Below are 22706 nucleotides of genomic sequence, written 5' to 3'. Positions count from 1 at the left end.
AAGCTTTGAAGCTTGGTATAGATCTTCGGCGGCGGGTTCCAGGCACGTAAATCAGCCTGCTCATTTTTCAAATAACGGGCCAGTAAACGCGCATCGCTGGCGTCTGTCTTCGCCCGCCCACCCGTGCTTTTGCGGTAGTGATTAAGGCGGTAGCCATCAATCACATAAACCTTATGGCCCATCCCGTGGGCCAAATTGACCGTATCCAGGTGATAGATATTGGTCGCCTCAATCGCGATGGCACTGTCCACGGGGAGAGATTTGAGCCACGCCTTCAGCTCTGTTTTGTTGTTGGGCACAATCTTCAATTCGTCTGTTTCAATGTGACAAACCACAACTTCAGCCTTAGCGACATCCACGCCGATGATTGATTGCAAGACAGTCATTGCCATGAAAAACGCTCCGGGTTAGGGTTTATGGGCTTGTCGGGGCTTCACCGTTGCGCTGGCTTGCTTCTATCGTCGGTCATGGCCGATGCATTCCTTATCGGCGCTTTGGTGAAGGGGTGGGGCGAAGTCTCCCACGGTCTGTACTGGCTAGAGTCAGATGCTGGCTTTTAGTCCCACCACCCCTACAAGTCTAACCATACAAGCTGGCTTGCCTGCGATAGCATCGCTGCGGTGCCACTGAAAAACCGAGTTGCCTGCATCGCAGGCAAGCCAGCTCCCATAGTTGATCTTCGGCGCGCTTACTTTCTCGGCTTGATCCGGGCAGTCGGTTCAGCAATCAACGGATCATCCGGCCAGTAATACCTGGTATCAACTGACCGCTCTATAGATTGACAGCTTGCAACCCCTTAAAAATAAGGCCATTGCCGAATCAATATGCGACACTGATTGACCGTCAACCCATGCGACACTGATTGACAGAAATCTAATAGGCGCGCCGCTTGATTGACACTCGATCCAGCGCGACCTCCGGCATAGGCGGGACAGGATTGACACTTCGTCACGGTAGGTATGCGACAGGATGACTCCGACATCCTTATAAAATGAGAAATGAGCTGTGACTCACAACGTTACGCGCCCACCAAGCCTGCACTTAATCTAAGCGAGAATTTGCTCAAAAAGAGACTTAGAGACTTCCCCTACATAGAGCCTTAACGCTTCGTGATGTGATAGCCACCTGTGGGCTAGGCTTCTCGATCTCACTCATACCAGATCGACAATCCAGCAAGCACGAGCGACTATCTTAACTCCGCGTACGGCTGTTTTTAGAATGGCAGCCGAACTACCAAGTGTTGCCGTGCAACTCTAGCCGATTGCCGAGCAAAAATCGTAGGAGCAATAAAATTAGTGAAAGAATTCACCAGCCCGGTGTCAAATATTGCCGTATTTCACGATGAGGAAAGACATTTCCTAGAGGCCTTGACACGTTGGAATTATTTTCCAAATCAAAAAGATTCCTCAACTGAATTACCTCCATGCTTCTCAACAAGTAGATTCACTCCAGAAATTGCTGAGGAGCTAGCAGCCATAAATTTAAGCCGAGAGAGAAAAACCTACTGGTTCGACCTTGTGGAATACAAGGCCACACGATTTAACAATGTTCCACGGGTGCTCAGCCTTATACATCCCCTCGCCTACGCAAGGATATATTCAAACCTGAAGAAAAACAGGCTAGAAATACTCGAATCAATGAAAGATGAAAACAGCGTCATCACTGCCGAACAGCATAATGATGGCCGCATGTTTATCATGAATTATGAAGACCATGAAACAAAAACAAAAAACACTTTGGAAATTAGTTTTGGTGCGAGTTTTAGAGCTCATGCTGACGTAGCCAATTGCTTTGGCTCTATCTACACACACTCTCTAGAATGGGCCATTCAAGGTTATGAAAAGGCCAAAGAGCGGCTACAAGAACGTGGAGGAGAAAAGCACTGGAGCTCGACCCTCGACATATCGCTGCGCAACGCAAAACGCAACGAGACTTCCGGCCTACCTGTTGGCCCTAGCTCCTCAAGCATTGCGGTGGAAATAGTTCTGGCTGCGGTTGATAGAGAGCTCGCGGGAAAGTTTCGCTTTGTACGTTACATTGATGATTATACGGCCTATTGCGAAACACATATTCAGGCTCAGGAATTCATTCGTGCCCTGAGCATCGCCCTGTCTCGATACCGTTTAACGCTCAATCTCAGCAAAACAAAAATAACCGAGCTACCGGAACCGCTGGTGGACTCCTGGGTTACCAAATTAGCTAATGCCACCCCGTGGAGAACCGATTCCAACGGAGTCTTGACCCTCTTCACTCATGAGGCCATAAATTTTCTTGACTATGCCGTACATTTAAACCGGGCAGTGCCTGATGGTAGTGTATTGAAGCTAGCTGCAGGACTAATTTGCCATAGAGCTCAGGGTGATACAGCCGCCACAGTATTTCAATACATTCTCAGCCTAAGCTGGCACTACCCAATACTCTTGCCACTTCTTGAAAAGATCGACGCTACTTCGGACTACTATGACAAAGAGGCCGTCACTGCAAAGCTAAATGGAATCCTCGAAACCAATGCGTTACATCGCCGTTCGGACGGTATGTGCTGGGCGCTATATTATTTGAAGCAGCTAAGCTCACGCCCAACTGCTGAAAACATCGAATTGGTTATTCAGACGAGTGATGCAACAGCGATTGCTCTGCTCAGTATTTTCGAATCCGCTACAGATGCTGTGGTTGCGCATGCTCGCCAGGTGATTGAAAACTGCACCCTGTACGAACTTGATCAAAATTGGATTCTGCTTTATCAGCTTTTCCTCTATGAAAAGATAGAGAATCCCTACATGGATGATCCTACCTTCGAAATCCTTAAAAAGCATGACGTCCAGTTCCTCAACCCTCCTAAGAAAGCTTCCAAGGCTGAAGACTACTGCTTTTATTACTCGAACCCATTTAGAGAAGAAAATGAATTACCGGTAGGGTTCCAGGATTACCTAGACGGGAAGTATTGACCGTTGGCTTTTTTCACAACCAAGGCACGCTTGCCGTGCCCCCTCTGCCGTCAGGCTTTGGCCCGAAGAGGCCTTAACCCTCAGGGCTCCTGCCAATGTGAGAAGCGCCCTCCCCTGTCGCTTCTCGCCCGACGTTGCAGAGCTGTTCGAGAATTCATCCAATATGGCTAATATTCAAGCTGTCACTCCTCCTCCTGATGACTCAGAAAATCAAAGGTGGTAAGCGTGTCGCAGTTTAGGCAGTGGTACATACTCGACGCGTCTTGAAAGTGCATACCGCAGAAGCTTCCGCAGAAAGGACAGCACTCGTTCCATTCCAGGTTGCCCCAACTCCAGACGCCCAGATACTCTGGCACGCCATCCCGGTCATTGCCGATGACTTCGAAAGAATCGTCGGTCGTACCGACAAAACCATCAATGCCGAAATGCTCGAGGATCGGCAAGATGTCCGCAGGATCCAGATCGAACCATTCGCCAGTACCACGAAGGTGAGAGAAGCTCTGATGGATCTCCTTCTCCAGTCGCACGTCATCATCTGTACGAATCCACCCCAGAAGTAAAAGCTTCCTCGGATTCCCGGTTTGAAGGCCTTTTCTGCGGCGCTCGATGTCCTTGGCCCGACCTATCTTGACCTTCTCATTACTATCTTCAATGAAAAAATAGATCATTTCCGCTCCTTTCTTACGCCTGCGATTCCCTGTCTTTCAGCATCGGCAAAGAGATCTTCTGCCCTGGTGATGTATTAGTGCACGCAGCAGGGGCCATCGTCATTATTGGCCGCGTTATTCGCTCAGTTTAATGTCCCCAAATAGGGCCATTAAGCCCAAAAATTATGGTTAATGTGCCGTATTAGGGACGTTAGCCTGGCTCGTCACACGGGACATATCCGCAGCACTCGGCGTCCAGACGGCGGTTAATACTCTTAGTCGCTAGGCTCATGACGAGCCCAGCGCAACGTAGCTATCCACATGAATTGCCTAATAGCCAACGCACCACGTTCATTTCTGGCTTTCGACCCAGGCAAGGTCAGTGCATCCTCTACCTTGGCACGACTCGCTTCGTACATTGCAAATGCGTTGAACTCAGAATCAAGCAGCACCAAGAGCACAGTATCGAAGGGTTGTCGTAGATCAATTGCCCCCATTCGGCCCGTAATCTTTAGTGGGTTCGGGATGCAGCGGCCCTTTATCTGGATTCTCGCGACGCCATCTTCCAGCGCCTCTGTAGCGTCGTAACCTGCCTGCCTTACAGGATGTAGTAACAGGCCGAGCCTAGCAGCAGCTTCGTACTCTGCGACCTCGCCGGTCACGCCCAGCGGCTTACCGGTCAGGCGATAGAATCTACGCGCGAGCACCTTGGCCTCTTTCAAAATCTCTAGGATTTCATCCTGGATCAATGCAGCCTGATGAGGTTCCTGGCTATGACTGAGTTCAGTCATCTGCAAACGCCTCGAGCGCAGTGAGCAGCTTGGCAAGCTCAACCAGGTTGGCTGCCGTCACGATGTCATATTCTCCTCGACTACTCAGCCGATACACCTCTCGAGCCTTTTTGACACGTTCCAGCAGAGGGACGACTATGCCTGACGCCCTTTCCAGAAACTCGTTGATGTCAGCCCGTGTCTGAGGAATTTTGTAGCCTTTGGCCGCGCTTGTGATGATCACGTCCGAATCGCGAAGCTTTGCGATGCCGCTGGAGCGTATCCTCTGGTCGTTGATATCCCCGAAGCCGCTATCTTTTAGGTGGCCGACTATTTCTGCGGTTGACACGTAGTCTTTGGTGACGAATTCGCTTTGGAATCTCAAGAACCGCAAGATGCTCAATTGCAGGCGCTCATCCTCATCAGGATGCTCACCAACCCGCTCGCTGAAACGGTCTGCCTGGCGGAGAGCCTCCTGGTGTACCTGGTAGTCTGCATACCCAGACTCATTCGTCGGCGGCGGCAGAAGAGACTGGTACTTGGATGGCCACTCAAGCATTCCAAGAGTCAGGCTGCGTAGGATCTTTTTGTAGGCAATAACTGCTTCCTCCGAAGCTTTCTCTTCGTAGATCTGAGCGACTGAGCCAGCGAAGAAATCTGCAACCTGAACCAAAACGTTGTCCTTACTGGCCATCGTCTGGAAGGCATCCTTATCGCCAAATAAGTCGTCCACGAAGCGTTCTGCAACGTAGCTTTTTAGGCTCTCCTGAAATTCCTGGCCACCATGCTCGTCTACGATCATCTGGAGGTCAGGGTATGCGCGGAACAAACGTTCATAGAGCAACCCGTTCACGTATTTTATGAACGAGGTCTTGATACGGAGGCCGCCGTCTTTGTGAATTCGGGACTTATCAACGACGGTGAAATAGAGCTTGAATGGCAGCTCGGCGAGCTCATTTAGGATCCGGGCACGGCGATCTGAATCTTTGGGCTTCAGATTGCTGGATTTGATCTCGCCTGTTTGAAAATGACGCTCGCGGAGTGCTTCAGCTTGGGCATAAGCAGCTTCGAGGTCTTTCTCTGCCACCAGAATGGAGCACACGATGAAGAAGCCCGAGCTTCCTCCCTTTGACGTATCAAGGTCGGAATTCCCGGACTCATCCACGAAGGCATACGTTCTGTCCATGAGCTTGCTCCATCAACAACGTACTGAGTGCGGTGGGTCGCCCAATGGCAAGGTGGCGAACTTAGTTCGTCGCAGTGGTAGTGCCTGGAGCGGGGCCTTCGCTGAACGTGTAGTTGATGACCACGTCATTTCGGATCAAGACGTCGAGAGTTTTCTGAGTGCCCGTAGTCGTCACCTTCATGGTGACCACGTAGCTTTGGGCATGGGCTGAGCCATTGGTGTAGGTGTAGATCCACTTTTCGTCAGTCTCGCTGACAGCACTCTTGGCGTAGGGCTCACCAAACAGGGACTTCAACTCAGTAGTCGTCGTTTTGCCTTTGGTGATGCTCGCTACACTGGCCGACGGAAAGTCTCGTCCTGCGGTGTAGTGGGACGTAGCGCAACCGCCAAGTGCGACACAGATCCCCATTACTGCGGTGAGCTTTTTCATATCCTTCCTTGATCGTAGAAAGCTCCAAATCTAGCTGGCATCGAGGCTAAAAGCCATCACCAAGGTGATCAGCTACTTTCGTGCATTCGCAGATAATGCCTTGCACATGTAGCAAGCCGAGCCAGGGCAAAGCCCCCTGAACTGCTCCGTCTGAGAAATAAGAGGTGGCGCGGAGCCTCGTTGATTTACTGCATAGCCCTGCTGCTTAAAAAAGCCTGACGCAGTTGTTGTCAGCAAATGAAATCGAGCGATTCCCTTCTCGGCGGCTTTCGCTTCAATGACCCGAAGCACCGCGACACCGACCCCCTTCGATCTGTATGTCGACACTACGACCAGAGAACGCAACAACCCGTCCGTACCATGCGTTTCGAATCCTCCCCATGCGACCGTCTCACTGTCCAGTGTGAACTCAAAAAAGGTTCGGCCTGGAAGATCAATATCGTCTGTTGGAAGGTCAGCAGATTTCAGCGCATCGCGAAAGCGCTGCGACTGCCCTCCGGCTATTTCCGTTGCCTGGATCATCATATCCCCCGCCATCCTCTCATCTCCGTTATGCCGACACGCATGGAGCGTTAGGGCGCATGCCGAAACAGCAGACATCATATTCGCTTTACCGAATATTCGCCAAATCGTATATTCGATTTTCCATATGCATCGAGTTCCACCATGAGCCCTGCTATCAAAGTGCTTTTCGTGTGCGTTGCCAACTCAGCCCGCTCCCTGCTTGCAGAGGCTTTGCTGCGGCACACCGACCCGCGCTTCGAGTCTGAGGTTGATCTGCGCACGACTCAAGCATTGGAGGCGGTTGGAGTCGATGCAACGGGCCTGCGCAGCAAGTCCATCAGCGAGTTTCAAGCTGATCGATTCGATTACGTAATCACTCTTTGTGATAAATCCGCAAGCGAGTGCCTACCAATCCCCAGCGCAGGTGAAGTCATTGCCTGGAATTTTCCTGACCCAGTAGCCAGCGATGATCCTGGCGCATTTCGCCACACGCTCCACGACATCCACGAGCGCATCAAGCTCTTCGTTTTGGTCAAGACCAAACACCTGGAGGATCTATGACAGAACCCTTGAACCCCACCACCTTATTCAAGTGCCTGGCGGATGACACCCGAGCAAAAATTTCGCTGCTTGTCGTGAGTGAAGGTGAGTTGTGTGTATGCGAGCTAACGGCAGCACTCGACCTGAGTCAGCCGAAGATTTCTCGTCATTTGGCGCTGCTGCGCTCTGCCGGTTTGTTGTTGGATCGTCGCCAAGGCCAATGGGTGTACTACCGACTGAATCCTGATTTGCCCGCGTGGGTGACTGCAGTTTTGAAGGAAGTGGTAGACGCCAATCAGCAATGGCTGGAAACCGAGGCTAAGCGCCTCTGCGGCATGAACGACCGTCCGATCAACCAAGCCGTGTGTAGCTGATTCACGCCCAACCGGATTAATGAAATGCTGATTGCCGTATTGATCTTTATCGCCACCATCGTCCTTGTCATCTGGCAACCCAAGGGGCTTGGGGTTGGCTGGAGTGCGATGTTCGGTGCCATCGTGGCGTTGCTGGCAGGCGTCGTTACCCTTGCAGACATACCAGAGGTCTGGCACATAGTCTGGAACGCTACCGGAACGTTCATCGCGGTCATTATCATTAGTCTGTTGCTTGATGAGGCAGGCTTTTTCAAATGGGCTGCGCTGCATGTGGCCCGATGGGGAGGCGGGAGCACCCGCAAGCTGTTCGCATTTATCGTCCTACTGGGCGCAGCGGTGTCTGCCCTGTTCGCTAATGACGGAGCAGCATTGATCCTCACACCCATTGTGATCGCGATGTTGCTGGCGTTGCGTTTTTCTCCTGCTGCTACTTTGGCATTCGTCATGGCAGCCGGTTTTATCGCCGATACGGCGAGCTTACCGCTGGTGGTTTCCAACCTGGTCAACATCGTCTCTGCCGACTACTTCGATATCGGCTTCAACGAATATGCTTCGATCATGGTGCCGGTAAACATCGTCAGCGTGGCAGCGACATTAGCCATGCTGCTGTGGTTTTTCCGCAAAGATTTACCAAAGACCTATGACCTCAAGCAACTGGATAATCCGGACGAGGCAATCCACGACCGGGCCACTTTTGTAGCTGGCTGGTGGGTGCTGGCACTACTCCTGATCGGCTTCTTTGTCATTGAGCCATTGGGGGTGCCAATCAGCGCCATTGCAGCGGTCTGTGCATTCATTCTCTATGTCATCGCGGCTCGTGGTCACGCCATCAATACAAGCAAGGTGCTCAAAGAGGCGCCATGGCAGGTGGTGGTTTTTTCTTTGGGTATGTACCTGGTTGTTTATGGCCTGAAGAACGCCGGCCTGACCGACCACATCGCGCAAATTCTGAACGTGTTCGCCGGTTATGGCATTTGGGGCTCGTCCCTAGGTACAGGGCTGTTAACAGCGTTGCTGTCTTCGATCATGAACAACATGCCCACCGTTCTGGTAGGCGCCTTATCCATTCATGCCGCCGAAGTCGATGGTGTAGTCCAGCAAGCGATGGTTTACGCCAACATCATCGGCTGCGACTTGGGCCCGAAGATCACCCCAATTGGGAGCTTGGCAACTCTGTTGTGGCTGCACGTGCTCGCCCGGAAAAACATAACGATCAGCTGGGGTTACTACTTCAAGACCGGGATCGTGCTGACCGTGCCCATCCTCGTCGCCACCTTGTCCGCCCTGGCACTGCGCCTCAGTTTCTGAATCAAGGAATCGTCTGATGAAAGTCTTGTTCATGTGCACCCACAACAGCTGCCGCAGCATTCTGTCCGAGGCGCTTTTCAACCACTTGGCGCCCGAGGGTGTAGAAGCAGTCAGCTCAGGAAGCTTTCCCAGTGGCCGTGTGAATCAACGGGCATTGCAAACGCTGGAGGCGGCGGGTATCTCCACGACGGGCTTGAGCAGCAAGGCTTCGGATGCTTTTGAGGGCTCGCCTCCCGACATCGTGATTACCGTCTGTGATCGGGCTGCAGGAGAAGCATGCCCCATATTCTTCGGCCCAGCCTTAAAGGCGCATTGGGGGCTGGCTGATCCGTCCGTCGCGACCGGGTCGGAAGCAGACATTAGCGCAGCGTTCGAAACCACACTGGCCAAAATTCACGAACGCGTGAGTGCGCTTCTTGCGCTGCCGCTCAAGACCATGAGCCCTGACCAACTGAAAGCTGAACTGAACCGCATCGGTTCGCTTTAAAGATCAACCGAGGCGGCGTCCTAGCCGACGCCGTCGTAGGAGTTTATATGCAAGACACATTGCCGAACGTACACGCCGACCTGATCGACATTCCGTCGTTGGAGCAACTGGAGTCGCATACACCGTCACTTCATAAACCTCGCATTCTTCTGCTGTATGGATCAACGCGAGAGCGCTCATTCAGCCGGTTAGTCACGCAAGAGGCGGCACGCCTGCTGAATGAGTTTGGTGCTGAAACCAAGATCTTTGACCCATCGGGTCTGCCGCTGCCGGATGACGCTCCCGATACACATTCCAAGGTCGCTGAGCTGCGCGAGCTGATGCAATGGTCTGAGGGGCAGGTGTGGTGCTCCCCTGAGCGTCACGGCTCCATGAGCGCAGTATTCAAAGCCCAAATTGACTGGGTTCCGCTGGCGATAGGTGCTGTACGACCTACGCAAGGGAAGACCCTTGCAGTGATGCAGGTCTGCGGTGGCTCGCAATCTTTCAACGTGGTCAATCAGCTGCGCGTACTGGGCCGATGGATGCGGATGTTCACCATCCCAAACCAATCTTCGGTTGCCAAGGCATTTACCGAGTTCGACGAGGCAGATCGTATGAAGCCGTCCTCGTACTACGACCGTCTCGTGGACGTGATGGAAGAACTGGTGAAGTTCACCCTGCTGTTGCGGGATCGCCAGGATTATTTGGTTGATCGGTACTCCGAGCGTAAAGAGTCCGCCGAAGAGCTTTCCAAGCGCGTCAACCAGCGCTCCATCTAACGTCAGCACGAGGAAGCGATATGAGCCAGATCACGATCTACCACAACCCCGAATGCGGCACTTCTCGCAATACCTTGGAGCTGATCCGTAATAGCGGGGAAGAACCGACGGTTATCGAGTACCTAAAGACCCCGCCTGATCGCACCACACTTGTCAGACTCATTGAGGATATGGGTATCGGGGTGCGGGCTCTTTTGCGTATCAAAGGCACTCCGTACGAAGAGCTGGAATTGGGCGATGCATCGCTGACGGACGAACAGCTCATCGATGCCATGATGGCTCACCCTATCCTGATCAATCGCCCCATCGTCGTGACGCCTTTGGGGACGCGTTTGTGTCGTCCGTCAGAAGCTGTGCTCGATTTGTTACCGCAAGAGCAGCGTGGGAGTTTCGTCAAAGAGGACGGCCAAGTGGTCATTGATGAAAATGGCCGCAGGGTTTAAACCGATGTGAAGCAGATGGGCCTGGAGGGATGCTGGTGAATCAAAACTCGAAATTTGATGTAGTGGTCATTGGCGGTGGCCAATCCGCGCTCACCGTAGCCTATTTTTTGAGGCGTACAGGCCTTTCCTACGTATTACTCGACGCCGAGTCGGCACCGGGAGGAGCCTGGCGGCATGGATGGGATTCGCTTCGACTCTTCTCGCCGTCTGCTTGGAGCTCAATCGCCGGCTGGCCCATGCCAGCAGTATCCGAGGGGACTCCTGGGCGGGACGATGTGGTCGACTATCTGACTCAGTATGAGCACAGATATGATTTTCCCATTGTCCGCTCCACGTGGGTGACCCGTGTCGATAACACCGAAGGCGGGTTGCGCGTTTTCTCTGGGGATACTTACTGGGATGCCAAATCGGTCATCAGCGCAACCGGCACGTGGAGCAGTCCGGTTATTCCAACCTATCCAGGGCAGAAGCTTTTCGAGGGGCAGCAATCCATTCCGCCCATTACGTTGGGCCGAGTGAGTTCGAGGGGAAGGCAGTGCTGGTCGTTGGCGGTGGTAACTCGGGTGCCCAGATTTACGCCGAAGTTTCAAAGGTGGCTCACGCAACCTGGGTGACTCAGCAATCGCCAAAGTATCTTCCAGATGAGGTCGATGGCCGCGTCCTGTTCGAGCGGGCCACTGCTAGATTGAAGGCGCAACAAGATGGGATTGAGCCTCAACAGCCCGTTGGAGGGCTGGGAGACATTGTAATGGTGCCACCGGTAAAGGAAGCTCGCGAACGCGGCGTGCTAAACGCGGTACGGCCATTCACGCACTTCACCTCAACGGGTGTTGTATGGCCATCGGGGGCCGAGACGAAGATCGATGCAGTCACCTGGTGTACTGGATTTTCTCCAGCGCTCAACCACCTGGGCAACCTGGGTATCGTTGACGATGACGGTAAAGTCTCCGTGAATGAAAACCGGAGTGTTGCTTCACCTAATCTGTGGCTGGTGGGCTACGGCGATTGGACGGGGCTTGCTTCCGCCACATTGATCGGAGTAACCCGTACCGCTCGAGATGTAGTCAACCAAGTCCAAAGCTATCTTACAAGCGAAGCCTGATCGCTCGCGACGCAAATCGAGTGCGCCTACTGTGATGTGACTTCAAGCTCAGGGAAGAGAATTGGCTCCTGTGGAGGTGTTGTCTGGCACAGCCCGAGCCGCCAGTAGCCGACGTCGTGCCATCTCCCAAGTTTGAAGCCTACCTCCGGATATGTGCCGATATGGACGAATCCCAGCGACTCGTGCAGACCCACACTGCCGTCATTGGGCTGAGCAATTCCGGCGTAAGCTGCGCGAAAGCATTGTTTTTCAAGGATCGGAAGCAAAGTCTCATAGAGCTCACGGCCAACGCCCTGTCGGCGAGCCGATTCACTTATGTACACCGTTACGTCAACGGCCCATCGGTAGGCCGGACGTGCGCGGTGCTGGCTGGCATAGGCGTAGCCCTTGATCTCACCACCGTCTTCGGCCACTAGATAGGGATATGTCTGAAGCGTCGTCGCGATCCGCTGAGAGATTTCCTCAACATTTGGTGGTGTCTCTTCGAATGAGATCGCCGTGTTCAGAACAATAGGAGCATAAATGCGCTGGATGGCTTCTGCATCAGCCACTACCGCCGCACGAATTTTCAAAGCCATGCAGGTCGTCCTTGATTCGAAAGTTAAACATTACCCTTTTTTGCTCAGCTTTGGACATGGTCGAAATATGAAGTCGTGGGCATTCTTGAAATCGTCGCAATCTCCATTTGGATCGGTGCTGATCAAGACCACCAATGTTTTAGCGACATCGCTGAGCATTCACTTTGCATCCATGTCAGGGCTTCTTGGCTATGACCAGCAGCCCTGCCACGATCAAGCCCGCACCGGCGATCATGCGCAACGTGATGACCTCCCGAAGCACCAGACCGGCGAGCAACATAGCAACGACCACGCTACCTTTATCGATCAGCGCCACCGTGGCGACATCCCCTACCTTCAGTGCCTTGTAGTAGAAAATCCACGACAAGGCAGTGGTAACGCCAGACAGTCCCAGCCAATACAGATTTCGGCTTGTGATGTTGGCCACTTCCTGTGTCGGAACAGCCCAGGCCGCGAATACGAGTACAAAGGCACACACAAACAGGGTGCGAACTGTTAGACCAAGCTCAGCTGAAATGCCTGCGAGTCCCATCTTTGCGATCACAGAAGTAAACCCGGCAAAAAACATTGAGATGAAGGCATAAGCCACCCATTTTTCCATGCGTATATTTCCCTGAACATTTGATGTGCAAGCGACTGAGAGGCCAATCACAAATCACTTGCCCCTCAGTACCTACTCCCGGCTGACGCAGTCAATTTGGCGTATGACTTATTTCGGAATGTACGCCGCGACCGACTTGCGAATATCTTCCCGCGCTTCATCTGCGCTTCCCCAGCGGCCCATCTTCACCCACTTACCCGGCTCCAACACCTTGTAGTTTTCGAAGAAGTGCTGGATCTGCGCGAGGAGTAATGCAGGGAGGTCTGAGCACTCCTTAACGTCGCTGTACATAGAGCTGAGTTTTTCATGAGGCACAGCGATCACCTTGGCATCCGCTCCAGCTTCGTCCGTCATGTACATCACACCAACTGGGCGACTACGAATGACAACGCCAGGCGATACCGGGTAAGGGCAAATCACCAAGACGTCCAACGGGTCTCCGTCATCGCTCAACGTATTTGGAATGAACCCGTAGTTGGCCGGATAGAACATGGGCGTGCTGAGGAAGCGGTCTACGAAAATTTGTCCACTCGGCTTGTCCACCTCGTACTTGATCGGCGAGTGGTTTGCAGGAATCTCGATAACGGTGAAGAAGTCATCGGGGATGGCGTTACCAGCAGGGATGTCTGCGTAGCTCATGCTCATATCTCCAAGCGTCTAAGAAAGGCCAATGCCGCTGACGTTTTTGCCAACAGCTACACGTGGTTCGGTTTTTTTACGGTAACCAGTCCAACAGGTTTACCGGCTATAGGACGTCAGCGCACGAATGCATCATGTCCTGCATAAAACGCACGGCTGCCAAGATGCTCTTCTATTCGCAGAAACTGATTGTATTTCTCGACCCGCTCCCCCCGGCATGGAGCTCCTGTCTTGAGATGGCCAGTCCCCATCGCGACAGTCAGATCAGCGATGAAGCTGTCCACCGTCTCCCCGCTACGATGAGAAACCATCGCCCCCCAATTTGCCCCATAGGCCATTTCGATGGCGGCTTTGGTCTCAGTCAGAGTTCCGATTTGATTAGGTTTGATCAATACGGCATTGGCGACGTTTTCTGTGATGCCTCGCTGAATCCGTTCGACATTGGTGACAAATAGGTCATCTCCAACCAACTCGATCCGGTCACCCAGAGCAGCATTCAATAGCTTCCAGCCTGACCAATCGTCTTCCGCGAGGCCATCTTCCAGTACCGCAATCGGGTACTTGTCGACCCAGGAGGAATAGAGACTAATCAGCTCTTGAGCATCGACCTTACGACCCTCAGAGCGCAGATGGTAAAGACCGTTTTCATAGAAACCGCTGGATGCTGGATCGATAGCGATCTCGATCTGAGATCCAGGGGTATAACCGGCCCTTTCAATTGCCTTAATAATCAGCTCAATGGCATCTGAGTTTTTCTTGAGCGTCGGCGCAAAACCGCCCTCATCTCCGACCGCTGTTGAGTATCCGGCGTCCTTAAGCACTGCTTTCAGCTCGTGGTACACCTCTGCGCCCCATCGTAAGGCTTCCTTGAAACTGCCAGCCCCTGTAGGTGCAATCATGAATTCCTGAAAGTCAGGGCCTTGCCAGTTGGCGTGAACACCGCCATTGAGAATATTGAACATCGGGACGGGCATTCTTGCTGCTTGCTCGCCGCCCAGATATTCGAACAAGGGCACGTTCATCGCAGAAGCCGCCGCTCTTGCAACGGCAAGGCTTGCGCCCAAGATAGCGTTTCCTCCAAGCCTGGATTTATCAGAGGTTCCATCCAGCTTAATCATCAGATGATCAATCTGTTCCTGGTCAACCGCATCCTGGCCTCTGAGAGACGCAAATATCTCGGTATTCACATTGCTAACGGCCCTTAGCACACCTTTGCCGGAGTACCGCTTGGAATCATGGTCGCGCAACTCAACTGCTTCGTGAGCGCCTGTAGACGCACCGGATGGAACCGATGCCCGGCCCAAGGCTCCGCCCTCCAAGGTGACGTCGACTTCAACGGTAGGGTTACCGCGTGAATCGAGAATTTCACGTGCATGAATAGTCTGGATTTGAGTGTTCATTGATCTTCTCCAAGGAGCGATTCGGGAACTTCATTAACAATGTGAATACGTTGAGAGGCCTCTATGTCGGATGTCAGCTCTCCATGAGTATCCTGAACAGCTGCACTGCCGACACCGCAATTGCGGGAACCAAGAAGCCTCCAATAATTAGCTCAGGAATCTCTCCCACCAAGGGCATGAACTGCCCTCCCTTGGCCATCTGGAAAAGCTCCAGCATTTGGTTTGACGCAGCCATCACAGAGCAGCAGTACGCGGTCTGGGCTTGAAGCCTGGCCCGCCTTTGATCTAGCAGATGAAAAGTCAGCAACGACACTCCAATGCTAACGATGAAAAGCGCGGCGAACTCATACACGGATCCTGTAAGAAACCTGCCCATCACAAGCCCGAATACGATGCTTAGCATCACTGCGCTCATGTGGTCTCCCAATTCTCTAAAGTGGTTTTTGATGAGTCGACGACGGTGAGCAGCATTGCGCAATCTCATCTTTGGATTGCCCACCGCCAGCGCGCTCATCACGCTCAATGTTGCTGTGCTCTCAGCTCGTAACCCGGTAAACAGGTGTGGGCTACGTCTGCCTTGCAGGACTTCTCACTTGGCATGCGCATCGTGACCAAGGCGCCTTCGAGCGACGTGACGATGTACCAACCCTCGCTCGATACCTTTTGGCTCCCTGCAATGCCCGCCAGAAAAAGCGACCAAAAAACCAGTCCTACGAGGAGCGGCCCGTTGTCACGAGCCCAGTTAGCGGCGGCTGGCTGTGGACGTAGGTTATAAACTCGGTACATGGCGTTTACCCTTTTTGTTAGATGTCCAAAACGATTTGCTTTTAGTTTTTCGCCTGGCCCACTCGACCGTACTCGATGGGCAATTTGATAAAGCTCAACGAAAAAGCCTCCTTGGCCAATGCCTCCAGCAACTTCTCGCACCCAGGCTCATCAGTGGATATCGTCACTGTGACCGGATGATCAGCACCGCTGAGGAAATGCGCGGTATGCAAATGCCCCAAATGATCTAGCCCCTCCGTACCGCTCACCAGCGTTGCTCCCAGAACACCTTGTCGCTTGGCGAAGTCGACCAGCCACTCCCCCAGTGGAAGGTGCTGGTAGTTGGTACTCTGTTCAGTGAAAAACGTCAGTTGAAAGCCATTCATGGCAACATCCTCTAATGTGGCGAGAGCGACCAACGCCTGGTCGCCCATGCCTCTTCATTTGCGAACTGTTTCTTCGAACTGAATTACAAGGCCTCACTGAGCGGTAACTCGCATAAAAGAAGAACTGCTCGCACCTTGCGCAACTCGTCAGCGTGGTCGCGCAGGAATGCGCGCAGCTTGTCCTCTGTATCTAGCAGTTCCAGGCATTGGGGATGACGCATATCACCCAGCTCCGGGTGATGATGCGAGATACGATGCCCCGGCAAATAACCTGCAGAGATCGTCTTGAGCATGACCTGCTCGATTTTTGCTTTTTGAGCAACTTTAAGGAGGTGCTGGGCTAGCGCAGGTGCGCTTAGGTGGTGCCAGAAGCTGGTAACCCGAGCCCGACTAGCGCCGGGGAAATAGAGTTGCAAAGCTGTCAGGCGATCTTGACGATCCTCGGTCATTTCTCTTCCCCCTCAAGAGCCACTTTCCGCTCGTTTTCAGATTTGGTTTGTGCGTGGAATTGCTTGATATCAGAGAGCCGGATTTCCTCCGGCAGAGGACGGTGATGCTTGCTGTGACCAACGCGCTGGGCGTGATAGATACCGGTGTGTCCGGATACGAGGTAACTAGCGATACACGCAATGGCCGCGAGGGGGGCGATTTCAGGCCCGAACAGTTCCATGGCCATGACAATGGTTGCCAGTGGCGTATTAGCTGCACCAGCGAAGACGGCGACAAAACCGATACCAGCCAGCATGCCGAAGGGAAGATGTAACAGGGGCGCTAGCGCGTTCCCCAAGGTGGCACCAATGTAGAACAACGGTGTGACTTCGCCGCCTTTGAAACCAGTGCCCAGTGATACAACGGTGAACACCATCTTTCCAAACCAATCCCAAGGAGCCATTGGCATTTGAAAGGATTGGACAATGCTTGGAATGCCCAAACCGATGTACTTATCGACGTCTATGTAATGATTGCCAGTGAGTGCCCACACAGCGATTGCGATCAGCAGGCCGCCAGCAAAGGGTCTTAACGGTGAGTAGGTGATAAGCCGTTTAACGACGGCCCCGAGTTTATGGGTCGCCGTCGCGAATAGCAGGCCTGTAAGGCCGAAGACAATCCCAGCTGCTACCACAGCCATGACGCTCCAGAGCTGCACCGGAACCACTTCGCCAATGACGTAATGCGTGTGAACCACTCCCCAGGCTTGCCCCACTTGGTCAGCAACTATGGCCGCAACCACACAAGGGAAGAGCGCGTCGTAACGCATGCGTCCAATAGCCAAAACCTCAAGCCCGAACAAAGCACCGGCAAGAGGGGTGCCGAAAACGGAGGCAAAGCCTGCACTGATACCGGCCATGAGAATTACCCGGCGATCTTCGCGGCGTAGCCTGAAGACATGCGTCAGTTGGTCGGCGAGGGCGCCGCCCATTTGCACTGCCGTACCCTCACGCCCCACAGATGCACCGAAGAGGTGGGAAACCACGGTTCCGATTAGCACCATCGGCACCATGCGCAAAGGGATGATCTTTTTAGGATCGTGGATCTCATCAATGATCAGGTTGTTTCCCGCATCAACCGGTTTACCCATCAAATGGTAAGCGAGCCCCACGGCGAAGCCAGCAACTGGAAGTAGCCAGATCGCCCAGCGGTGAGTTTCCCGCCATTGGGTGGCGTGATCTAAAGAGAAGAGGAATAGAGCAGAGGCAGAACCCGCCAACAGAGCGACGAGACCTGCAAGCGCAAGCCATTTTGCTATGTAGGGCAGTAAGTCGAGTTGTTCAGGTCGTCGAAGTTTAGACATTTGGCCAGCCACAAAAAAGTAAGTGGGCCTGACCAAAAGTGGGATTCTGAGCGCGAACGCCTACAGACCTGTTTTGATCAGGTTTCTGTAGGCATCATCAGCTGCTACGGGCGCAGCGGTTGGTTAATGGAGGAATGCCATCTCCAATGAATCGATATTATCTAGCCGCGATGAAAATGTAAAATCTTGTTACAGATGTCGCAGCCTTGGTCTTGGAAGACGCTGTGTCGGCGTGCATTTCACTGAAGAACGTCGAGGTAGCTCACCCCAAATCTTTAGCCGGTTTTGGTTGGTCTGAATCAATCCCGCCTTGGCCGACAAAGCCTAGCTCAATGGGTGACTTGATGTAGAACAGGCTAATCTGCTCTGCCTCTAATCTTTGAAAAAGACTGTCGCACTCGTCCTCCGTGATGGCGAGCTGAATTTCCACCGGCTCATCAGCCATCTCAAAAAAATGTGCGGAATGTAATTTGCCTGTATGCCCGAAACCTTCAATGCCTGTCGAAAGAGTGGCACCCCGAAGCCCCAGATCTTTCGCAAGGTCGACAACCCAATCCCCCAACATTTTTCCTTTATAACGGCGATTTTGTTGAGTAAAGAAAACGACGAGAAAGCCTTTCATGATTAGCACCTCAGCTTGAGCTCAAATATTGATATGTCAGCAGTCCGAGCGCAGTCATAACCAGCGATCCCGTGACATGTATGCCGATGGCTCCCAACGCCCAGAAAATCCTACCTTCCTGAATCAGCGTCAGCGTTTCTGCGGAAAACGTAGAGAAGGTTGTAAGACCACCGCAAAAGCCAGTCATGATCAGGAGGCGCCACTCCTGGCTGATCGACGGATTCGAAGCAAAGAATGCCAGCGCGAGACCGATGATGTACCCACCGACAAGATTGGCTATGACTGTTCCAGGAGGAATTGTCGGGAACAGAGCATTCAGGCGCATACCTAATCCCCAGCGTATCCAAGCGCCGAGGGAAGCTCCTACGGCTATCGCAAACAGTGATTTCAGCATCGCTTCAATCCCTACCAATAAATTGCGATAGAACTGGGTAACCCACGAAAGCTTGGTATGCAGAAAAATATGAGATGGGGAGTCATGTCCTGCCCTCGATTGGGACAGGGAGCGCACCTACGCACCCTGTCCAGGGTTCACGTAGGCATCATCAGCACGGAGGCGGTTTAAGGAGGAATGCCATCTCCTGTTCTGATCCTATAGCAACAGCGCCAATGGCATCAAGAGCAGCTGCATGCAAGCGATCTGAAGGCCCTTTAGGCTAGGCAAGATGTTTGATCAATGATCCATGTACGGGCCGACCCTTTGCACGACGAGGTCATTTGGCGCGTTTACATGGATTTAACCGATACCACATCCACATACTTGTACTTTTTCCTAGCAGCCTTCACAGCCTCTTGCTCAGCGAGCAACGAGCTCAACGTGTCGGCCTCGTGGATAAACTCATGCATCTTCCCCTCGAATTCGTTTCCAACCCGAAGCGTGACCTTCAGCCTAGGCGTAAATGCTTTTGCCACTTTCTTCTTCGCTGCTGGAGCGACCACCGGTTTGGTGAGCACAACTTCTTCCACAGGCTCCGGCACTAGCGGGGTAGAAACTTGCTCCTCTGGCTGAGGTGTGCCGAAAAGGGCACGACGCATTTCTTCTTCAGTTAAATCAGAGTTCATAGAACATCTCAAAGGGACGCATTTCGCTGGGAAAGCTCTAATAGGATTGTTGCTGACCTGTGTTCGTGGAGCCTGCGGGGACGTCAAATCCCCAATTCGATTTCAATACAAGAGCCTCGCAAGGCTCGCGAAAGCTGTGCCTTTGGCAGCAGTGTAATGAGCCCATCAACTAAGTTGCTAGCGTGACGAGCGTATAGCGTGACTGTGCCTGCATCATGCGTTCGACCTGGCACGATGGCACCTACCCGCTGCTGGGCAATTTTCAGTATGCTCAAGACGTCCTGACTCACCTGATTGATGGACAGGTGCTCTACCAACGGTCTGGGCGGAGGCGCGGCGCGGCTCCACATTTCGATGACCGCTTGGAGGAGTCCGTCTGAGCCAAGATGCTCGAGGGCCATTTCCCATAGCTGACCTTCCTGCGCCATATCCAGGCGAGCCCTAGCCATTGCGGAGTTCTAACATGAGGCTCTTTCTTGATTGCGAGTTTACCCGGCTATCAGCAGAAGCGAAGCTGATATCACTCGCATTGGTGGCTGAGGATGGGCGCGAATTCTACGTGGAATTGCTCGACTCATGGCGAGAAGAAGACTGTAGCGATTTCGTCGTACAAGTCGTCCTTCCGCAGCTGTGGGGAGGGAGCTACTCGCTACCCACAGCTGAAGCCAGGTTGTCTCTGCTCAAGTTTCTGACGTTGTTCAAAAATGAGGTCGAGATCGTCACGGATGCCCCTCAGTACGATTGGGAGCTTTTTTGCGACCTGGTATATGAGGACGGACGATGGCCCAGAATCGTTCGCAATTTTCCTACCGATGCGACGACGCTTTCTCCGACTAGCGAGGGTGAAGAGCTGCCTCACCACGCCTTGCTCGACGCCAGGATTATCGCCGGCATGTTCTCGTGAGTGAGCCGAGGGAGGGGGTATCCTGACCAGCGCAGAGGACATCATTGATCTATTTGTAGTGTCGTCTTTGACCGTCCCGCCGGTGTCTAGAAAGGCGTAGATCCAGTTTGACGACCAATTCCGTTTTAGCTAATTCGGTGGCAGGGTTGGTTGTGAGAGAACGCATCCCTATTGCAGACCTGCAGCAGCCTGTCTTAGATTCACTGCCTTTTAAGCATGGCAGCAGGCTGCCAATTCCAGGATTCTGAGGTTACGACCCTAAATGAGCTCCACAATTGAATGGGAAGTCGAACTTACCAGCGGCATTCCGATGTACTTGCATCAGCTTTCTCGCGAGAACGATAACAACGGGCATTTTTGGGTGTGGGGAGGAGTCGACGACTACCTCGACTGCACAAATGACCACTTCAGCTTCAGTTCCTCACATTTCGGCGATATCGAAGATGACCCTGATGTGGCCTGGCAGGTAGCGCACGAGCTTCTGTCGCTGTTCAACGGAGCAATGGCTTTGCTGTGGAACCAGCGACACCCCTTCCGGATTGCGCGCCTCTTGCGTGAGGGCCGGAGCGTAAACTACGTCGAAAAGCGTAATTTGCATGGCCTTCTCGGTGCTCTCCCAGCCTCAGCGACGCGAGGCAGGGAACGCGAAGATAGCGCCTTAGTTTTTCACCTTGTATCGCTTGCTTGCGAGTACCAAGACGCTTACCACTTGGTCAAGCTGTTTGAGCAAAAGGGCGGTTGGACTACCTATTACAAGATTCTCGAAACAATTGAGTCCTATACGGCGAAGTACGGTTTAACTGTGCCTGTAGACAAAAAGATTCAGAAAAGCTTTGAGCTGACTGCTAACAATTTTTCGATCAGTGGCTTTGAGTCGCGGCATGGATTCAAGCAGCAGGCGAAGGAAATCAAGACAGCATCTCTGACTATCGATGAAGGTTATAAATTCATCAGCGGGTACGCCAAGCGGTATCTGTCCACGCGGTTCGGCCCTACACTCCGGCAGAGACCGACTCTGAGATAGTTCCGTGTACTGGCTGATCGCCTTAAAGCCTTTTGCCGCAGCAGAACATCGCAAAGGGCTACCGTACAACAACGATGCAGGATTTATTGCAGTCGATCAGGCGTTGGCAGATACCTGGCGCCTGCTATACGTAAGAACTCACGCAAGCTGCGGCGCCCGACATCACGCCTAAACGTCGCAATCACGTACTTGGAGTTGACCGTGTTGATAACCCAAAACTGTCCCTCCTTCGTAACGGACTGAATGTCCGATGTCCGAATCAGCCTACCATCTGCAAATCGTTGGTACGGCCCAGGGCAAATGTGACTGAAAACTACGCCAACGGCACTGCATGCATGAATATGGACATTCACTAGGTAGGCCGTGACCAGCCCGTCGTAGTCTTGATTCACTGCTTTGGCGATGCGAAGAAGGTCGAAGTCCGAGTAGCGCTTTTCGTGTAAATCGACTGCGACGGTATTGATGTCGTCCATAGCTACAAAGCCTCCGACGCTGAGGCCACGCCGGCGGTTGGAGCACTGCGCCGATATAGCTCCCTGACCCCAACCAAGGCATCGACATCCAGGTCGCGTTGATGGGTATTGACGTACACATCACCACTCTCGACCTGCAGAACACAGATTGGCACTTCTGCCTGGTTGAACCCCATGGAAAGTGATTTCAGCATTTCCATCTTCCAGCCTGACCCTTTGTTCATCCATGCCGGGGTAACGACCTGGACATCTTGAATGACCATGCTCTCGTCTTGGGAGACCAGCAGCTCCACCAAGCGAGGCTCATCGTTCAGCATCTCTTCATAAGCTACGAACCGTCCCTCATGCCGGCGCTTGAGACTGACGTGATACCAATGAGTAACCAAGGATCGCGACATGGCGTGGAAGTGAGCGAGACCGTCCCCGAACATACCCACCGGGCCGGCCTGGTCTTGCATGCTAATCCTGAACATCGTGCATCTCGTGTGGAGCAGGCCTGCTTAGCGCCTGCGATTAACATAAGCCGAATATTGTCTTGAGCGATGCGGTCATCTCGCGCCCTTTGCCTACCAAGGCGTACACCGTATTCCGGGTCTCGAACAGGCAAACGCCGTCGAACGACTTACACAGGGTCGAGCGTACCCAGCCCCCTGGAGGGAACCGGCCCTGGCTGTCGTAGGTCACGCAATGGGAATAAAGGAACATTGTCTGCAGGCCTATGGCGCGCACCCTGGTGAGCGATTCAGGAGGCTCGTCCACATGAAAGATCAGCCAATCCTCGACCAAACAGTACGGTTTCCGACCGAAACGATCCGACACCAATGCCTCTATTTCGGCTTGAGGTAGCTCTGTTCCAAAGGACGATATCTCACCCTCGCGGAGCAACTCATGCTCCGAAGAATTACCCATAAATTGATGATCCTCATGGTGCAAACCCAAAAATCAGGCTCTGCGAACACGTAA

At 53.0% G+C, this 22706-nt stretch carries 31 protein-coding genes, 1 pseudogene and 2 riboswitches; of the genes and pseudogenes, 11 read left to right on the top strand and 21 right to left on the bottom strand.

Translation table 11 applies throughout. The features are described 5' to 3' along the window. A partial coding sequence (locus HX811_RS10535) for a transposase (protein WP_177045846.1) occupies positions 1 to 392 on the bottom strand: 392 nt, incomplete at its 3' end. A gap of 903 nt (positions 393 to 1295) precedes the next feature. Between HX811_RS10535 and drt4 the strand changes: the two genes are divergently transcribed. Continuing rightward, on the top strand, positions 1296 to 2945 hold the full coding sequence (gene drt4, locus HX811_RS10530) for an antiviral reverse transcriptase Drt4 (RefSeq protein ID WP_371132404.1): 1650 nt from the start codon (positions 1296 to 1298) through the stop codon (positions 2943 to 2945). 182 nt (positions 2946 to 3127) lie between these two features. On the opposite strand, the gene HX811_RS10525 is transcribed toward drt4, so the two are convergent. From HX811_RS10525 to arsN2, 5 genes are all read right to left on the bottom strand, one after another. Beyond that, a complete protein-coding gene (locus HX811_RS10525; protein ID WP_177045844.1) occupies positions 3128 to 3613 on the bottom strand; it encodes a GIY-YIG nuclease family protein in 486 nt (161 codons plus the stop codon). A 254-nt stretch (positions 3614 to 3867) separates the two neighbouring features. Continuing rightward, positions 3868 to 4383, bottom strand: a complete 516-nt coding sequence (locus tag HX811_RS10520; protein ID WP_177045842.1) for a hypothetical protein — start codon at positions 4381 to 4383, stop codon at positions 3868 to 3870. Continuing rightward, positions 4376 to 5548, bottom strand: coding sequence for a DUF3800 domain-containing protein (locus tag HX811_RS10515; protein WP_177045840.1), 1173 nt, complete (start codon positions 5546 to 5548; stop codon positions 4376 to 4378). Before HX811_RS10515 ends, HX811_RS10520 begins: the two co-directional genes overlap by 8 nt. 61 nt (positions 5549 to 5609) lie before the next feature. Continuing rightward, entirely contained in the window at positions 5610 to 5978 is a 369-nt protein-coding gene (locus tag HX811_RS10510) for a hypothetical protein (protein ID WP_177045838.1), read from the bottom strand. Between the two features lie 72 nt (positions 5979 to 6050). After that, a complete protein-coding gene (gene arsN2 / locus HX811_RS10505; RefSeq protein ID WP_256344411.1) occupies positions 6051 to 6503 on the bottom strand; it encodes an arsenic resistance N-acetyltransferase ArsN2 in 453 nt (150 codons plus the stop codon). 141 nt (positions 6504 to 6644) lie between these two features. Here arsN2 and HX811_RS10500 point away from each other — a divergent pair, with 141 nt between their 5' ends. The 8 genes and pseudogenes from HX811_RS10500 to HX811_RS10470 all read left to right on the top strand — a co-directional run bounded on the left by HX811_RS10500 (position 6645) and on the right by HX811_RS10470 (position 11497). Continuing rightward, complete coding sequence (locus HX811_RS10500) at positions 6645 to 7043, top strand: arsenate reductase ArsC (protein ID WP_177045833.1); 399 nt, start codon at positions 6645 to 6647, stop codon at positions 7041 to 7043. After that, complete coding sequence (locus tag HX811_RS10495; RefSeq protein WP_032894886.1) at positions 7040 to 7396, top strand: metalloregulator ArsR/SmtB family transcription factor; 357 nt, start codon at positions 7040 to 7042, stop codon at positions 7394 to 7396. The genes HX811_RS10500 and HX811_RS10495 overlap by 4 nt, the downstream gene beginning before the upstream one ends. Before the next feature lie 24 nt (positions 7397 to 7420). Continuing rightward, a complete protein-coding gene (locus HX811_RS10490; protein WP_177045831.1) occupies positions 7421 to 8704 on the top strand; it encodes an arsenic transporter in 1284 nt (427 codons plus the stop codon). A 16-nt stretch (positions 8705 to 8720) separates the two neighbouring features. Beyond that, the gene (locus HX811_RS10485; protein ID WP_177045828.1) at positions 8721 to 9191 is read left to right on the top strand and encodes an arsenate reductase ArsC; all 471 of its coding nucleotides are present in this window, start codon (positions 8721 to 8723) and stop codon (positions 9189 to 9191) included. 47 nt (positions 9192 to 9238) lie between these two features. Further along, on the top strand, positions 9239 to 9952 hold the full coding sequence (gene arsH, locus HX811_RS10480; RefSeq protein ID WP_177045826.1) for an arsenical resistance protein ArsH: 714 nt from the start codon (positions 9239 to 9241) through the stop codon (positions 9950 to 9952). Between the two features lie 20 nt (positions 9953 to 9972). Beyond that, entirely contained in the window at positions 9973 to 10395 is a 423-nt protein-coding gene (gene arsC / locus HX811_RS10475) for an arsenate reductase (glutaredoxin) (RefSeq protein ID WP_177045823.1), read from the top strand. 29 nt (positions 10396 to 10424) lie between these two features. Then, positions 10425 to 10805, top strand: a pseudogene (locus HX811_RS31980) (FAD-dependent oxidoreductase); the annotation flags it as partial. A 20-nt stretch (positions 10806 to 10825) separates the two neighbouring features. Further along, the gene (locus tag HX811_RS10470) at positions 10826 to 11497 is read left to right on the top strand and encodes an FAD-dependent oxidoreductase (RefSeq protein WP_371132403.1); all 672 of its coding nucleotides are present in this window, start codon (positions 10826 to 10828) and stop codon (positions 11495 to 11497) included. Between the two features lie 26 nt (positions 11498 to 11523). Here HX811_RS10470 and HX811_RS10465 read toward each other — a convergent pair whose 3' ends face one another. The 12 genes from HX811_RS10465 to HX811_RS10415 all read right to left on the bottom strand — a co-directional run bounded on the left by HX811_RS10465 (position 11524) and on the right by HX811_RS10415 (position 19342). Further along, positions 11524 to 12075, bottom strand: a complete 552-nt coding sequence (locus HX811_RS10465) for an arsinothricin resistance N-acetyltransferase ArsN1 family B (RefSeq protein ID WP_177045821.1) — start codon at positions 12073 to 12075, stop codon at positions 11524 to 11526. 175 nt (positions 12076 to 12250) lie between these two features. Further along, a complete protein-coding gene (locus HX811_RS10460; RefSeq protein ID WP_095142851.1) occupies positions 12251 to 12676 on the bottom strand; it encodes an EamA family transporter in 426 nt (141 codons plus the stop codon). A 108-nt stretch (positions 12677 to 12784) separates the two neighbouring features. After that, positions 12785 to 13315, bottom strand: coding sequence for an inorganic diphosphatase (gene ppa / locus HX811_RS10455; RefSeq protein ID WP_177045820.1), 531 nt, complete (start codon positions 13313 to 13315; stop codon positions 12785 to 12787). Positions 13316 to 13431: 116 nt separating this feature from the next. Further along, a complete protein-coding gene (gene eno / locus HX811_RS10450; protein WP_177045819.1) occupies positions 13432 to 14715 on the bottom strand; it encodes a phosphopyruvate hydratase in 1284 nt (427 codons plus the stop codon). 73 nt (positions 14716 to 14788) lie between these two features. Further along, positions 14789 to 15130 carry a hypothetical protein gene (locus HX811_RS10445; protein WP_177045860.1) on the bottom strand — a complete coding sequence of 114 codons (342 nt, stop codon included), beginning with the start codon at positions 15128 to 15130 and terminating at the stop codon, positions 14789 to 14791. A 104-nt stretch (positions 15131 to 15234) separates the two neighbouring features. Then, positions 15235 to 15501: a hypothetical protein gene (locus tag HX811_RS31975; protein ID WP_256344409.1), complete on the bottom strand. Its 267-nt coding sequence runs from the start codon at positions 15499 to 15501 to the stop codon at positions 15235 to 15237. 41 nt (positions 15502 to 15542) lie between these two features. Continuing rightward, positions 15543 to 15866 carry a DUF190 domain-containing protein gene (locus HX811_RS10440; protein ID WP_177045859.1) on the bottom strand — a complete coding sequence of 108 codons (324 nt, stop codon included), beginning with the start codon at positions 15864 to 15866 and terminating at the stop codon, positions 15543 to 15545. A gap of 83 nt (positions 15867 to 15949) precedes the next feature. Further along, positions 15950 to 16315: a hypothetical protein gene (locus HX811_RS10435; RefSeq protein WP_177045818.1), complete on the bottom strand. Its 366-nt coding sequence runs from the start codon at positions 16313 to 16315 to the stop codon at positions 15950 to 15952. Next, on the bottom strand, positions 16312 to 17658 hold the full coding sequence (locus HX811_RS10430) for a voltage-gated chloride channel family protein (protein ID WP_177045817.1): 1347 nt from the start codon (positions 17656 to 17658) through the stop codon (positions 16312 to 16314). The genes HX811_RS10435 and HX811_RS10430 overlap by 4 nt, the downstream gene beginning before the upstream one ends. 81 nt (positions 17659 to 17739) lie before the next feature. Then, a riboswitch (Fluoride riboswitch) is annotated at positions 17740 to 17812 on the bottom strand. Positions 17813 to 17920: 108 nt separating this feature from the next. Then, on the bottom strand, positions 17921 to 18280 hold the full coding sequence (locus tag HX811_RS10425) for a DUF190 domain-containing protein (RefSeq protein ID WP_177045816.1): 360 nt from the start codon (positions 18278 to 18280) through the stop codon (positions 17921 to 17923). A 10-nt stretch (positions 18281 to 18290) separates the two neighbouring features. Further along, positions 18291 to 18674, bottom strand: a complete 384-nt coding sequence (gene crcB / locus HX811_RS10420; protein ID WP_177045814.1) for a fluoride efflux transporter CrcB — start codon at positions 18672 to 18674, stop codon at positions 18291 to 18293. A gap of 135 nt (positions 18675 to 18809) precedes the next feature. Beyond that, positions 18810 to 18871: riboswitch (Fluoride riboswitch) on the bottom strand. A 135-nt stretch (positions 18872 to 19006) separates the two neighbouring features. Beyond that, complete coding sequence (locus HX811_RS10415) at positions 19007 to 19342, bottom strand: hypothetical protein (protein WP_177045812.1); 336 nt, start codon at positions 19340 to 19342, stop codon at positions 19007 to 19009. A 463-nt stretch (positions 19343 to 19805) separates the two neighbouring features. On the opposite strand from HX811_RS10415, the gene HX811_RS10410 reads away from it, so the two are divergent. After that, entirely contained in the window at positions 19806 to 20246 is a 441-nt protein-coding gene (locus HX811_RS10410) for a 3'-5' exoribonuclease (protein WP_177045810.1), read from the top strand. A 262-nt stretch (positions 20247 to 20508) separates the two neighbouring features. Then, positions 20509 to 21270: a hypothetical protein gene (locus HX811_RS10405; RefSeq protein WP_177045809.1), complete on the top strand. Its 762-nt coding sequence runs from the start codon at positions 20509 to 20511 to the stop codon at positions 21268 to 21270. Between the two features lie 83 nt (positions 21271 to 21353). Here the strand turns inward: HX811_RS10405 and HX811_RS10400 are convergent, their stop codons facing one another. The 3 genes from HX811_RS10400 to HX811_RS10390 are packed head-to-tail and all read right to left on the bottom strand — an operon-like array spanning position 21354 to position 22652. Beyond that, on the bottom strand, positions 21354 to 21743 hold the full coding sequence (locus HX811_RS10400; protein WP_177045808.1) for a hypothetical protein: 390 nt from the start codon (positions 21741 to 21743) through the stop codon (positions 21354 to 21356). Positions 21744 to 21745: 2 nt separating this feature from the next. Then, positions 21746 to 22216 carry a hypothetical protein gene (locus tag HX811_RS10395; protein WP_177045807.1) on the bottom strand — a complete coding sequence of 157 codons (471 nt, stop codon included), beginning with the start codon at positions 22214 to 22216 and terminating at the stop codon, positions 21746 to 21748. Between the two features lie 40 nt (positions 22217 to 22256). After that, positions 22257 to 22652 (bottom strand): hypothetical protein, encoded by a 396-nt coding sequence (locus tag HX811_RS10390; protein WP_177045806.1) that lies wholly within the window; start codon positions 22650 to 22652, stop codon positions 22257 to 22259. Positions 22653 to 22706: the final 54 nt, after the last annotated feature.

The sequence above is a fragment of the Pseudomonas sp. F8002 genome (assembly GCF_013385495.1).
Lineage (GTDB): Bacteria > Pseudomonadota > Gammaproteobacteria > Pseudomonadales > Pseudomonadaceae > Aquipseudomonas.
This window is presented reverse-complemented; position numbering and strand designations above follow the sequence as displayed.